The organism is Mesorhizobium sp. M0276 (genome assembly GCF_040321755.1).
In the GTDB taxonomy this organism is placed as follows: Bacteria; Pseudomonadota; Alphaproteobacteria; order Rhizobiales; family Rhizobiaceae; genus Mesorhizobium.
This window is the reverse complement of record NZ_JAMYSC010000019.1, coordinates 26827-40369: the sequence shown is the minus strand read 5'-3', so window position 1 is coordinate 40369 and position 13543 is coordinate 26827. Positions and strand designations below refer to the sequence as shown.

10 protein-coding genes are annotated in these 13543 nt (G+C 62.2%); 3 read left to right on the top strand and 7 right to left on the bottom strand.

Features of this window, described 5'->3' with window-relative positions:
- Positions 1-16 precede the first annotated feature (16 nt).
- On the top strand, positions 17-790 hold the full coding sequence (locus NKJ01_RS16635) for a VOC family protein (RefSeq protein WP_352729468.1): 774 nt from the start codon (positions 17-19) through the stop codon (positions 788-790).
- An 83-nt stretch (positions 791-873) separates the two neighbouring features.
- Here the strand turns inward: NKJ01_RS16635 and NKJ01_RS16630 are convergent, their stop codons facing one another.
- Positions 874-1362, bottom strand: coding sequence for a hypothetical protein (locus NKJ01_RS16630; protein WP_352729466.1), 489 nt, complete (start codon positions 1360-1362; stop codon positions 874-876).
- A gap of 192 nt (positions 1363-1554) precedes the next feature.
- Between NKJ01_RS16630 and NKJ01_RS16625 the strand changes: the two genes are divergently transcribed.
- Positions 1555-1947: a DoxX family protein gene (locus NKJ01_RS16625; protein ID WP_352729464.1), complete on the top strand. Its 393-nt coding sequence runs from the start codon at positions 1555-1557 to the stop codon at positions 1945-1947.
- Positions 1948-1969: 22 nt separating this feature from the next.
- Here the strand turns inward: NKJ01_RS16625 and NKJ01_RS16620 are convergent, their stop codons facing one another.
- Both NKJ01_RS16620 and NKJ01_RS16615 read right to left on the bottom strand, forming a co-directional pair.
- Positions 1970-4396, bottom strand: a complete 2427-nt coding sequence (locus NKJ01_RS16620) for a GcvT family protein (protein WP_352729462.1) — start codon at positions 4394-4396, stop codon at positions 1970-1972.
- Between the two features lie 241 nt (positions 4397-4637).
- The gene (locus NKJ01_RS16615) at positions 4638-6176 is read right to left on the bottom strand and encodes a trimethylamine methyltransferase family protein (protein ID WP_352729460.1); all 1539 of its coding nucleotides are present in this window, start codon (positions 6174-6176) and stop codon (positions 4638-4640) included.
- Positions 6177-6393: 217 nt separating this feature from the next.
- Between NKJ01_RS16615 and NKJ01_RS16610 the strand changes: the two genes are divergently transcribed.
- On the top strand, positions 6394-6984 hold the full coding sequence (locus NKJ01_RS16610; RefSeq protein WP_352729458.1) for a transglycosylase SLT domain-containing protein: 591 nt from the start codon (positions 6394-6396) through the stop codon (positions 6982-6984).
- 35 nt (positions 6985-7019) lie between these two features.
- Here NKJ01_RS16610 and NKJ01_RS16605 read toward each other — a convergent pair whose 3' ends face one another.
- The 4 genes from NKJ01_RS16605 to NKJ01_RS16590 form a co-directional block, all read right to left on the bottom strand.
- Entirely contained in the window at positions 7020-9230 is a 2211-nt protein-coding gene (locus NKJ01_RS16605; RefSeq protein WP_031259506.1) for a dipeptide ABC transporter ATP-binding protein, read from the bottom strand.
- A 73-nt stretch (positions 9231-9303) separates the two neighbouring features.
- On the bottom strand, positions 9304-10461 hold the full coding sequence (locus NKJ01_RS16600; RefSeq protein WP_023756932.1) for an ABC transporter permease: 1158 nt from the start codon (positions 10459-10461) through the stop codon (positions 9304-9306).
- Between the two features lie 12 nt (positions 10462-10473).
- A complete protein-coding gene (locus NKJ01_RS16595; RefSeq protein WP_023756931.1) occupies positions 10474-11508 on the bottom strand; it encodes an ABC transporter permease in 1035 nt (344 codons plus the stop codon).
- 226 nt (positions 11509-11734) lie between these two features.
- On the bottom strand, positions 11735-13387 hold the full coding sequence (locus NKJ01_RS16590) for an ABC transporter substrate-binding protein (protein WP_023756930.1): 1653 nt from the start codon (positions 13385-13387) through the stop codon (positions 11735-11737).
- Positions 13388-13543: the final 156 nt, after the last annotated feature.

Sequence of the window (13543 nt, the reverse complement as noted above, 5' to 3'; positions counted from 1 at the left end):
GTGAGGAGACCGAAAAATGCCAAAAGCCCCGATGCCCTTCTTCTGGTACGAATTGATGACATCAGATCTCGACGCCGCCGAGGCGTTCTACCCCAAAGTGGTCGGCTGGACGGCACAGCCTTTCGACAAGGCGCCCGGCATGCCACGCTACATCGTCATGAATGTCGGCGAGCGTGGCGTCGCCGGCCTGATGACCATGCCCCAGGATGCCGCCAAGATGGGCATGCCGCCCGCCTGGCTGGGCTACATCCATACAAAAGATGTCGATGCCTCGACGGCATCGCTGAAAAAAGCCGGCGGCACCGTTCATCGCCAGCCCGAAGACATTCCGGGCGTCGGACGATTTGCCGTCGTCGCCGATCCTCAAGGCGCGACATTCATGTTCCTGCAGCCGAACGGCCCCGACCAGCCTGTCGTGCCGGCCAGCACGCCAGGCCATATCGGCTGGCACGAGCTTTACACGAGCGACTGGAAGGCCGCGTTCGATTTCTATTCCGACCAGTTCGGCTGGGTCGATGCCGGCGATTTCGATATGGGCCCGATGGGCACCTACCAAACCTTCACCGCCGGCCCCGAATCCGGTGGCATCATGAACAAGCCGGAGCAGATTCCGGTCCCGGTCTGGCAATTCTATTTCAACGTTCCGGCCATCGATGCGGCCGCCAAACGCGTGACCGACAATGGCGGCAAGATCCTGATGGGGCCGATGGAGGTCCCCGGCGGCAGCTGGGTCGTCCAGTGCCAGGACCCGCAAGGCGCGCATTTCGCATTGATGGCGCCGGTACGCTGACGGCGATAAACAGCGTGGGAACAAAGCGTCGGCCCGTCACCTCATCACCGATGAAGGGCAGTATCCCCTAGCCTGGCGCCAACCTATTCCGGCGCCAGCACCGCGACCTTCAACTCAGCCTCTTTCGCGCCGCTGAACTGGACGGTGGCCGGGCCGGACGCAAGCTTGAAGCGTACGCTCTTGCGGATGCCGGGGCAGGTTTTCACGCCGCTATAGCCCGCCGACTTGATGGCGTGGCCATCCTGAATGACATCGATCCAGGCCTCACCCGAGAGACTTATCTGTATAGCTCCCTCGGGTGGCACCTCCACGCTGGTAACAGCGCCGAACGTGCCTGCCACCGGAGCCCGTTCGGGCGGTAGCGCGAAGCCGGCTTTCTCGACCGGCACCAGTGCCAGGTCCGCGGCCGCACCAACCGCCAACGTCGTTCCAGACGGAGTTGCAGGCGCTGCGGCAAACAGGACCTGTTCCCGCGTCACCGGCCATCTGAAGGCCTCGCAGCCTGCCTCCTCGGCCAAGGCGAAGCTGGTGCCTGCAAGGAATGCGAATAGGCTGATGACGACTTTTTTCATGGCAAGGGACCCACGGGTTGGAGTTCCACACCAATACAACCATAACGGAAATAATGCAACCCTAGCGTGAATAATATAAAGTGGCTGCGGAACATTTCCGATCACCGACTGTTGATGGCACGCCATGGGATGTGAATGGTCCATTGCCGGGCGATAATTTATGCCCGGCCCGGGAGGTAAAGGGAGTTTAAGATGAAGCTTTTCGATGGCCTTGCCAGATATCAGCCGCAGGCACTCGGCGTATTGCGCATCGTCACGGCCCTGCAGTTCATCGAGCATGGCTCGCAGAAACTGTTCAATTTCCCGGCCGGCGAGCATGCCGAAGCTCTGACCGGACTGACACTCACAGCCGGCATCCTCGAATTCGCCGGCGGTATCCTGCTGGCGCTGGGGCTGCTCACCCGCCCGGTCGCATTCCTTCTGGCTGGCGAAATGGCGATCGCCTATTTCATGGCGCACATGCCGCGCGACTTCTTCCCCGTCAACAACGGCGGCGATTCGGCGATCTCGTTCTGCTTCATTTTCCTTTATCTGGTGTTTGCCGGCGCCGGCGCCTTCGCGCTGGACAACCGCCGCAACGCCTGACGCCTTGCGACGCCGCCTGGCTTCAGGCGCGCATCCGCTCGAAATTGGCGTCGAACAGCGGAGCCGGCTGCATGCGCGCCGCATGTCGCTTGCCCAACAACTCGATCTCGAACCCGTCGCTCTCATCGGCGATCTCTTTTGGCACATAGCCGACGGCGACGGATTTTCTCGAGTGATGCGCGTAGCCCCCCGACGTGACCCAGCCTCGCACGGCGCCGCCGAACCAGATTGGCTCGTCGCCGATGACATCGGCGTCGTCGGCGTCGACGATGAAGGCGCGCAGGCGCAATTTGCCGCCCTGCTTGCGCTCGGCAAGTGCCGCGGCTTTGCCGATGAAGTCGGCCTCCTTGCCATAGGCGACGAAACGGTCGAGCCCGGCCTCAAGCGGCCCGTAGATCGGCCGGTACTCGCGTCCCCATGAGCCGTAATTCTTCTCCAGCCGCAGCGCGTTTAGCGCGCGCGAGCCGAACAAGCCAATGCCGAATTCCTCGCCGGCCGCCATCAAGGTCTGATAGGCGGTCCGCTGATACTCTGGCGCCACCCAGATCTCGTAGCCGAGATCGCCAGTGTAGCTGACGCGGCCGACCAGACACGGCGCCATGCCGATGTCCATCCTGCCGATGGCCATGAACGGAAACGCCGCATTGGACACATCGGAGCGTGTGGCTTTTGCCAGCACATGCCGCGCCCTCGGCCCGGCGATCGAAAGGCCAGTGAGTTTCACCCCCAGCGCCTCGATGCGAACCGATCCGTCGTCAGGCAGATGCTTCTCGAACCAGCGCATATGGTATTGCTCGGCGATGCCGGACCCGGCCAGGAACCAACCGTCCTCCCCCAGATTGGCCAGCGTGAAATCGCCGATCAGTCTGCCGTCCTGTTTCAGCATCGGCGCCAGCGTCATGCGACCGGGCTTCGGCAGTTTGCAGGCAAGCATCCGGTCGAGCCAGGCGGCCGCGCCCTCGCCCGTCACCTCATATTTGGCAAAGCTCGAAATCTCGGACAGGCCGACACCGTCGCGAACGGTCGCGACCTCCTTGGCCACCTGCGTGAAATCGCTCGAGCGGCGCCACGAGAACTCGTCCTTGACGCCCTCCGGCGCGTACCAGAGTGGCACCTCCAGCCCATAGGCAACGCCCCATTGCGCACCCTTGGCCGACAACAATTCATAGACCGGCGTCGTCTTCAGTGGCCGCCCCGCGGGCAGTTCCTCATTGGGGAAGCGGATCGAGAACCGCCTGGAATAGTTCTCGCGCACCTTGGCGTTGGTGTAGGCCATCGTCGCCCAGTCGCCATAGCGCGCGACATCCATCGCCCAGATGTCGGCGCCGGGATCGCCTTCGATCATCCAGTTTGACAGTGCCAGCCCGACGCCGCCGCCCTGTGAAAAGCCGGCCATGACACCACAGGCGACCCAGAAGCCGGGCAGTCCGCGCACCGGCCCGACCAGCGGGTTGCCGTCCGGGGCGAAGGTGAAGGGGCCGTTGATGATCTGCTTGATGCCGGTATTCTGGAACGCCGGGAAATGCCGGAACCCGACCTCCAGCGACGGCGCGATGCGGTCGATGTCCGGCGCCAGCAATTCATGGCCGAAATTCCACGGCGTCTGGAACTCGGACCATGGCTTGTTGGCCTTCTCATAGGTGCCCATCAGCATGCCGCCACGCTCCTGGCGCAGGTAGAGCTCGCCATCGAAATCGACTGCATGGATGATTTCGGTGCCGGTTTTGGCGTTCCAGGCGGCGACCTCCGGCATGTCGTCGGTGATCAGGTACATATGCTCCATCGCCAGCACCGGCAGTTCGAGCCCGACCATGCGGCCGACCTCGCGCGCCCACAGGCCGCCGGCGTTGACGACGTGCTCGGCCACCACCTCGCCCTTGTTGGTGATGACGCGCCATAGGCCGTCCGGACGACGCACGATGTCCTCGACCTTGGTGAAGCGTTCGACTTCGGCGCCTAGTTTCCGCGCCGCCTTGGCATAGGCATGGGTGACGCCGGAGGGATCGAGATGGCCATCCTCCTTGTTCCTGACAGCGCCGACGAACTGCTTGGGATCGAGCAGCGGCATCAGCTCGGCCGCCTCGCTGGGCGAGATTTCCTCAAGCTCGATGCCGAGATAGCGGCCCTTGGCGACGACGCCGCGCAGCCAGTCGAGGCGTGCCTCGGTCGCCGCCAGGAGCACGCCACCGGTCAGATGCACGCCAGTCGCCTGGCCGGAAAGCTCCTCGATCTCCTTGTAGAGGTTGATGGTGTATTTCTGCAGCTTGGCGACATTGGGGTCGCCATTGATGGTGTGCATGCCGCCAGCCGCATGCCAGGTCGAGCCGGACGTCAGCTCGTCTCGCTCCAGCAGCACCACGTCGGTCCAGCCGTGGCGGGCGAGATGGAACAGCACGGAGCACCCGACGACACCACCGCCAATGACCACGACTTTTGCATGCGATTTCATGGATTTTTCTCTGATCAGTAAGTTGGATAGGTGAGGTGAATCGGTGCGGAAGGAGCCGGGCCGCCCCCCTCTGGCCTGCCGGCCATCTCCCCCTCAAGGGGGGAGATCAGCAGCGGGGGTGCCGCGATCTTCTTTTCAGCGTTTACGATTGGCGAAAGAGACCATGAAAGCCAATCTCCCCCCTTGAGGGGGAGATGTCCGGCAGGACAGAGGGGGGTGCACGCGCGCAAACCGGTGACCATCACGGTTCGCCCTGCCCGATCGCTTCCTTACGCTTGGCCATGTAAGCCTCCAGCGCCTCGCGCACGGCGACGTCCATCACCGGCTCGACATAGTCTTCCAGCGCCTTCTTCCACAGCCGCGTTGCGCGTGCCGTGGCGTCGAGCCCGCCGGCCTCTTGCCAGGCTTCGTAATTCTGCCAGTTGGACAGCATCGGCTGGTAGAAGGCAGTGGCGTAGCGCTCCAGCGTATGCGGCTCGCCGAAGAAATGGCCGCCGGTCGGCACCGCGCCCAGCGCCTCGACGGCAAGCTCGGCCTCGTTGACCTCGATCGGACGCAGGAATTCCATCATGTGCTGGATCATCTCGACATCGATGATGAGCTTCTCGAACGACGCCGTCAGCCCGCCCTCCTGCCAGCCTGCGGCATGATAGACGAGATTGCCGTGGCCGAGCACCGCGCCCCACAGCGCCATCAGCGTCTCATAAGCGCCTTGCGCGTCGGCGGCGTTGGAGGCCGAACCCGGCGTCGTGCGATATGGCAGCCCGTAGCGCCGCGCCAGTTGCCCCGACGCGATGTTGGCCTTGGTGTTCTCCGGCGTGCCGAAAGCCGGCGCGCCCGACTTCATGTCGACATTTGAGGTGAAGGCGCCATACATGACCGGCGCGCCGGGACGCACCAACTGCGTCAGCACGACGCCGAACAGCGCCTCCGCATTCTGCTGCGCCAGCGCGCCGGCCAGCGTCACCGGGCTCATCGCTCCCATCAGCGTGAATGGCGTCACCGCAACGGACTGGCCGAACTCGGCCATGGTCATCAGCCCCTCGGCCATCATCTCATCGAAGCGGCGCGGCGAGTTGACCGAGATGATGGTGGTGACGCCGGGGTCGTCGCGCAACTGGTCGAGGCTCAAGCCTCGGGCGATCGCCATCATCTCGATGCCGTCGAGCGCCCTGCCCCGGCCGATCGCCGAGACATGGAAACTCTTGTCGGTCAGCGTCAGATTGGTGAAATAGGTGTCGAGATGGCGGGAATTGGCCGGCAGCTCGACCGGCGCGCAGACCTGGTTGCCGAGCATGTGGATGCAGTTGAAATGCTGCGCCAGCCGGGTCAGGTCCGAATAGTCGCGGAGATTGCCGGCGCGGCGGCCGCGCTCCATGTCGTGCACGTTGGGCGGTCCGGCAACGAGGGTGAAATTGATGGTGTTGCCGCCGAGATGAACGGCATTGGCCGGATTGCGCGGCGTCAGCACATAGCTCGACTGCGTGGTTTTCAGTGCCTCGGCGACCAGACCGCGATCGATGCGGACATTCGCCGAGGCATGATCGACCTTGGCGCCGGCCTTCTCGAAAAGCGCAAGTGCGCGCGGGCTCATAACCTCGATGCCGAAATTCTCCAATATGTGCATCGACGCGTGGTGGATCTGCTCGATCTGGTCGGCAGACAGCATGGCCATTGGCGGATAGGGATTGGTCACACGCCGCTGCGGCAATTGCGGAATGGCCGACGGGCCCCTGTTGCTGGTGCGCTCTGCGCCGCGTTTGCGTCTTGGTTCGTTCATGCCTGGCATCAAAGCCCCCGCAAACCAGGCAGGCTGTCAGGAATACGTCGTATGCGGGCGTGATTTTAGCCAAGGCGGCATTTCTGTGATATCAATATAGATAAAACGACGAAATGCGTCGTTTTATCTATACAATGCTTTCTCTAAGGACCGCGCCGCCGAAGCATTAACGAAGGCTGCAAGATTCCCTTTATGATTTCGGCCTATTGCTCTGCCGATGCGTAGTTCGAGTTCTAGTAAAATTGCTGCGGTTTGCGTGCTGCTGGCGCTTTCGGCCTGCGCCACTGCGCCCAATCATATCAACAATGTCTGCGCCGTCTTCGATCAGAATGACGGCTGGTTCGACAACTGGCAGTCGGCCGCCGAGCGCACGCAGCAGAAATATGGCGTGCCGGTTCCCGTGCTGATGGCGACGGTGCGCAAGGAATCCGGCTTCAAGAGCAACGCCCGGCCGCCACGCACCAAGCTTCTCGGCTTCATTCCGTGGAAGCATGTCTCATCGGCCACCGGCTTCTCACAGGCGCTGGACGGCACCTGGTCGCAATATCAGGGCGAGACCGGCAACTGGGCGGCGCGGCGCACGAAGTTCGCCGATGCGGTCGATTTCGTCGGCTGGTATCACTCCAAGACGGCAGACACCTACGGTATCGCCCGCAACGACACCTATAATCTCTACCTTGCCTACTATCTCGGCTGGACCGCCTATGGGCGAGGTAACCGGGGCGATGCCGGCGTACAGGGCTACGCGCGGGCGACCGACAAGATGGCCCGCGATTATGCGCAGCAGCTGAGCCAGTGCGGCAGCTAAAAGGGCTGCCCGCGACAGCAGCGGCAGCGCCTTGATCAGCTCGGCTTCGGCTTCTTGCCGCGCGGACGCTTCGGCGGCGGGCCGGCAAATCCGGGGCCATCGCCATGCGGCGAGTCCTCGGGCACGCCCTCATGCGCGGCATGTTCCTTGTCGAACTTGATCACCGGCTCCATCTTGGCCAGCACGTCGTCGGAGAGCCAGCACAGGCTCATATGGCCGTCGCCGAGATGCTTGACCGGCGGCACCTTGGTCTCGCACAGATTATCCGGCACCAGCTTCTTGTAGCCGCAGCGCGTCTGGAACGGACAGCCCGACGGCGGGTTCATCGCCGACGGGATATCGCCTTCCAGCACGATGTGGCGCTTGACCACACTGGTGTCGGCGATCGGGATCGCCGACAGCAGTGCCTCGGTATAGGGGTGATAGGGTGGCGCGAAGATCTGGTCGGTCGTGCCTTGCTCGACGATATAGCCGAGATACATCACGACGACGCGGTCGGCGATGTAGCGAACGACGGACAGATCGTGGCTGATGAACAGCATCGTCGTCTTGTTCTTACGCTGGATGTCCATCAAAAGCTCGGTCACCGCTGCCTGCACGGACACGTCCAGTGCCGAGACCGGCTCGTCGGCCACCACAACCTTGGCGTCGCCGGCAAAGGCCCGCGCCACGCCGATGCGCTGCTTCTGGCCGCCGGATAGCTGGCGCGGCTTGCGGGTCTCGAAGGCCCGCGGCAGCTTCACTAGGTCGAGCAGTTCCAGCATGCGCTTGCGCCGGTCGGCAACCGTCTTGCCGACATTGAACTTCTCCAGGGTCCGGATGATCTGCGAGCCAACAGAATGGCTGGGATTGAGCGTGTCGAACGGGTTCTGGAACACCATCTGGATCGACGATACAGTCTCGACGCTACGGCTCTCGATGCCGGTCGACTGGATTTCCTTGTTGCCCAGCGTCACCGTACCGGCACTTGCCGTCTCCAGCCCGAGCAGCACCTTGGCCAACGTCGACTTTCCGCAGCCGGATTCGCCGACGATGGCAACGGTCTCGGATTCGCGCGCCATGAATGAGATCGTCTCGTTGGCCTTGACGACGCGGCCCTCGCTCGAGCCGAACACCTCGCTGCCGCCGACCTTGTAGTATTTTCTCAGATCCTCGATCTTGAGCACCGGCGCGCCGGGCACGACGCGCTCCTTGACCTTCTTGGCGCCCGGCGGCAGCGCGTCCCAGTCGATCTCGTTGAAGCGCACGCAGCGCGAAAAATGGCCTTCGTGACCCGCGACCTCGATCATCGGGATTTCGGCGGCGTTGCAGACGCCCTCGACGAAATGGTGGCAGCGCGGGCCGAAATTGCAGCCCTTGGGCCGCTCGTGCGGCAGCGGCAATTGCCCGGGAATCGAAATCAGCGGCCGTGAGTTCTTGTCGGCGCCGGGCAGCGGAATCGAGCGGAACAGCCCTTGCGTGTAGGGATGGCGCATCCGGTCGAACACGTCCTTGATCTTGCCGGTCTCAACCGCTTCGCCCGAATACATCACCGTGATGCGGTCGCAGGTTTCCAATATCAGGCCAAGATTGTGCGAGACGAAGATCATCGACGTGCCGAACTTCTCGCCAAGCCCCTTGACCAGGTCGACGATGCCCGCTTCCACAGTCACGTCGAGCGCTGTCGTCGGCTCGTCGAGCAACAGCAGCGCCGGCTTCGACAGCAGCGCCATGGCAATGACGATGCGCTGCTGCTGGCCGCCGGAGAGCTGGTGCGGATAGGAGCGCATCATGCGCTCGGGATCGGGCAGCTTGACCGAGCGCACCATTTCAAGCGCGCGCTTATACGCCTCTTCCTTCGACACCTTGTCGTGGATCAGCGGCACTTCCATCAACTGCTGCCCGACCTTCATCGCCGGGTTGAGGCTCGCCATCGGCTCCTGATAGATCATAGCGATCTTGTTGCCGCGGATGGTGCGCAGCTCCTCGTCGGACAGCTCGCCCATGTCCTTGCCCTGGAACTTGATCTTGCCGCCGACGATCTTCCCGATGTTGGAGAGGTCGCGCATGATGCCGAGCGACACGGTCGACTTGCCGCAGCCGGATTCACCGACGATGCCCATCGCCTCGCCCGGCATGACGGTGCAGGAAAAATCCATGACCGCCGGTATCTCGCCCTTGCGGGTGAAGAAGGAGATCGACAGGTTCTCGATCTCGATGATCGGCCCATTGGCCGGCTTGGCGGGATTTCGAACTGCCTCATTCATGGGTCGCTCCAATCCTGGTTCTTTCGGGCCTGGTTCTTGGTTCTTTCAGGCGCATCGGGTCGAGACCCGCAGATCAGTCTTTCATCGATTGTTCGCGCAGCGAGTCAGCGAGCAGGTTCAAGCCCAGCACGAACGACATCAGCGCGATCGTCGGCGGCAGCGCCGGGTGGACGAAGGAACGCAGCAGCCGGCTGGCGTCCTTGATCGCGGTGCCCCAGTCCGGGCTTTCCGGCGCCAGGCCAAGGCCGAAATAGCCGAGCGTGCCGAGTAGGATGGTGGTGTAGCCGATACGTAGGCAGGCATCAACGATCAGCGGCCCGCGCGCATTGGGCAGGATCTCCCAAAGCATGATGTACCAGGGCGACTCACCGCGTGTCTGCGCCGCTGCCACATAGTCGCGTGTCTTGATGTCCATCACCAGGCCGCGCACGATGCGGAACACGCCGGGGCTGGAGGCGAACACCACCGCCACGAAGATGTTGAGCTGGTTGGGATCGATGTGCACGATCCGCAGCGGGTCCTTGTCGAACACAAGGCCGAGATAGATCCAGCCGCCGACGATCAAGGTGATGCCGAGCAGGATGTAGAGCCGGTCGGGCCGGTTCTTGTAGCGCGTCCAGAACAGCACGCTGAAGAAGATGATCGGAAAAAGGAAGAACACGCCGGCCATCGCATAGGGGATCGGCGTATCCATGATGCCCGGCGTCACCAGCAGGTAGAACAGCAGGATGACCGGGAAGGCGAGCACCAAATTGGCCAGGAACGACAGCACCGTGTCGATCTTGCCGCCGTAATAGCCGGCCGGGAGGCCGAGCGTGATGCCGACCATCAGCGCGAAGCCGGTTGCGGCAGGCGCGATGATCAGCACGATCTGGCTGCCAAAGACCATGCGCGAGAACACGTCGCGCGCCAGCTTGTCGCCGCCGAACAGATAGGAAAGTCCCGATTGCGGTTCGATGGCGCCCGGTAGCACATCCTTCATGATGGGGACCTGGGCCAGCGGATCGAACGGTGAGATCGTTGCGGCGAAGATCGCCGTGAACAGCCAGAACAGGCAGATGCCGACGCCGACGACGCCGACGCCGCTATCGAACAACTGGCCGTAGAGCGCCAGCTTCTTCTTGTAGGCGTAGCTCGCGCCCATGACGATGACGAGCGCGATCCAGACCGGCCAGAAGCGCGACAGCACTTCGAGAACGACGGTGAAGCCACTGATATATTGTACCGGCATCCGCTTCGCTCCCTACTGAACTCTGATACGCGGATTGAGAAACGCGTAGCCGACATCGGAAATGAGCTGCGTGATCAAGACGATGAACACCGAAACCAGCGAGCAGCCGAGCAACAGGTCGATATCGTTGTTGCCGGCTGCCTCGACCAGCGTATAGCCGAAGCCCTGGTAGCGGAACATCACCTCGACGATGACGACGCCTGTGAGCAGCCAGGGAAACTGCAGCATGATGACTGTGAAGGGCGCGATCAGCGCGTTGCGCAACGCGTGTTTGATCACCACGCTGCCGAAGGAGAGACCCTTCAATCGGGCGGTGCGGATATATTGCTGCGTCATCACCTCGACCATCGAAGCGCGCGTCATGCGGGCGATGTAGCCGATGCCGTAGATCGCCAGCGTCATCACCGGCAACGTGAAATTGTAGAAGGTGATGCCCTGGCTCGCCGACGCGGCCGAGCCATTCAGCAAGCCAAGCCACGAGGCGAAGATGACGGTAAAGATGACGCCCGATACATATTCAGGCGTCGCCGTCGAAGCGATCGAGGCGACCGAAAGCACGCGGTCGGTTCGCGAGCCCTCACGCATGCCGGCCAGAATGCCGATCAGCAGCGAGATCGGCACCATCACCGCCAGCACCCAGAACATCAGGATACCGGTGGCGCCGAGCGCCGGAAACAATTTCGAGGCGACCGATGCCTTGAACTTGGTCGAGCAGCCGAAATCGCCTTCGAGGACGCCGGCGAAGGTCGGCACGACCGGATCGTTGCAGAAGGAGAACCGCTGCGCCGGCTTTCCGGTCGCAGGGTCGGTCACCGGTTGCTTGGGCACGACGCCGAGCCACTGGCCATAACGGACGAAGAAGTTCTGCCGGTAGCCATGATTGACCAGCCAATTCTCAAGCTGCTCGGCCGACGTATGCATTTCGGTCTGGCTGATCGCCAGCTTCTTCAGATTGGGTTCGAGGTTGATCAGGAAGAAGACAACCATGGTCAGGCACAGCATCGTCAATGCCATGGTGCCAAGACGCCTGATAACGAAAGAAAGCATGGCTGCCCCTGCCGATGGGTTGGGGTTTGAGCCGGCTATGAAAGCCAACCCTGCCGTGACCGGCGGGGCTGGCTGTCAAACAGGCCTTCGGATGCGATCAACCTTGTTTTTGTTGCATGACCTTGGCCTGGAGTCCCGCAACTTTTTTGAGAAGCGCGCACCCTCAGGGGCAGACGATGCAAAGAGCGAGGGAAAGGGGCGACGCCCCTTCCCCTTGTCGGCGCAATCAAGCCTGTTCGAGCCAGACCTTGCCGTAGTCGCGCTCGAAGGTCGGGTGCATCTTGTAGTTCTGCACCGCCTTGACCGAGTGGCTGTACAGCTTGCGCCAGTACGGCTGGATGATGATGCCTGAATCCTGCAGGATCTGCTCGATATCCTTCATCATTTCCTTGCGTTTGGCGGCGTCGGCAACGGCGAGCGCCGCATTGAGCTTGGCATCCCAGTCGGGATTCGACCACGCCGTCTCATTCCAGGCCTCGCCGGTGCGATAGGCAATGGCCAGGACCTGGACGCCGAGCGGGCGCATGTTCCAGTTGGTCATCGACAGCGGATACTTCGTCCAGTCGTTCCAGAACGTCGAGCCCGGCAGAACGGTGCGCTTCACCTTGATGCCAGCTTCGCGCAACTGGGCGGCGATCGCATCGCCGGTGTTCTTGTGCCAGTCCTCGTCGACGGTGATCAGCTCGTGTTCGAAGTCCGCCTGGCCGGCTTCCGCCATCAGCGCCTTTGCCTTGGCCGGATCGCGGGCCACCTTGGGCAGCTCGTAATATTCCGGATGGATTGAGCACACATGGTGGTTTTCGGCCACCGAGCCGGCATTGCCGTAGCCGAGCTGCAGGACGACATTGTTGTCGACCGCAAGCTGCAGCGCGTTGCGCACCTTCTGTTCGCCATAGGGCTTGTTGTTGACGTTGGAGCGGCAGACGATGGTCGATGCCGTAACGATTTCCGACTTGACCAGATCCATGCCGTCGAGAATCGACACATAGTCGGCCGAGGTCTCGAAATTGGTGTGCACCTCGCCAGCTTCGAAAGCGCTGACCATGGCGGCCGGATCGGTGCCGTAGTCGATGAATTCCAGGCCATCGAGGAACACTTCACCGTCCCACCACTTGTCGTCGGTGCGGCGCTTGTAGACCACTTTCTGGCCGACATCGTAGGAGACGAGTTCGAACGGACCGGTGCCGATCGGGCAGGCCTTGAAGTCGCCGCCCTTCTCGTCGAAGCTCTTGTGGACGATCAGGCCGGGATAGTCGCACATGTTGGGAATGAGCGCGATGTCAGGCTTGCCGAGCTTGAGTACGACCGTGTGGTCGTCAGGCATGGTGACGGCGCTCTCGTCGAGCTTGTCATCCTTGACCAGCGAGCCGAGACGGCCGGGCATCGAATTGCCTTCGGCTTTCTTGTCGGCCCAACGCTTCAGATTGAAGACGACGTCGGCGGCAGTGAAGGGGTCGCCATTCGACCAGGTGACGCCCTTGCGCACATGCAGCGTGTACTGCGTGGCGTCGTCGTTGACGTCCCAGCTCTCCAGCAGATAGGGGCGGAACGTGTATTCGGATGTGTACTTGACCAGCGGCTCGAGCGCCTGGCGCTCGGCATTGGCGATTTCCGACCAGTCGGCCTTGCGCGGGTCCTTGGGATCCTTGATCCACTGGGCGATCTTGAGCGTGCCGCCCTTCTTGCCTTTTACCTCTTCGGCCTTCGCCGGAGTCGGGTCGGCGAGGCCGAGCAAGCCGTAAGCCATTGCCGTCGACGCACCGAAGACGCTGGCCATGGCCAGGAATTCGCGGCGATCCACCTTGCCTGCCTTGGCGTCTTCGGCCATGGCCAGGATGTGATCCGGAACGCGATCGCCATTACTTTTATAAATCGTCATGACTTAACTCCCATTGTTGGCTTTCCGCCTTTTAACATTCCGCATCCGGGCCATGATGTCAAAGACGGCATGGATTGGGAACATGTTAGGGAATGTGCAACTTTGGCAAAGAAGCGGTTCGCGTGATAACGACAGTCTTGGCGCAAAATTGCTACT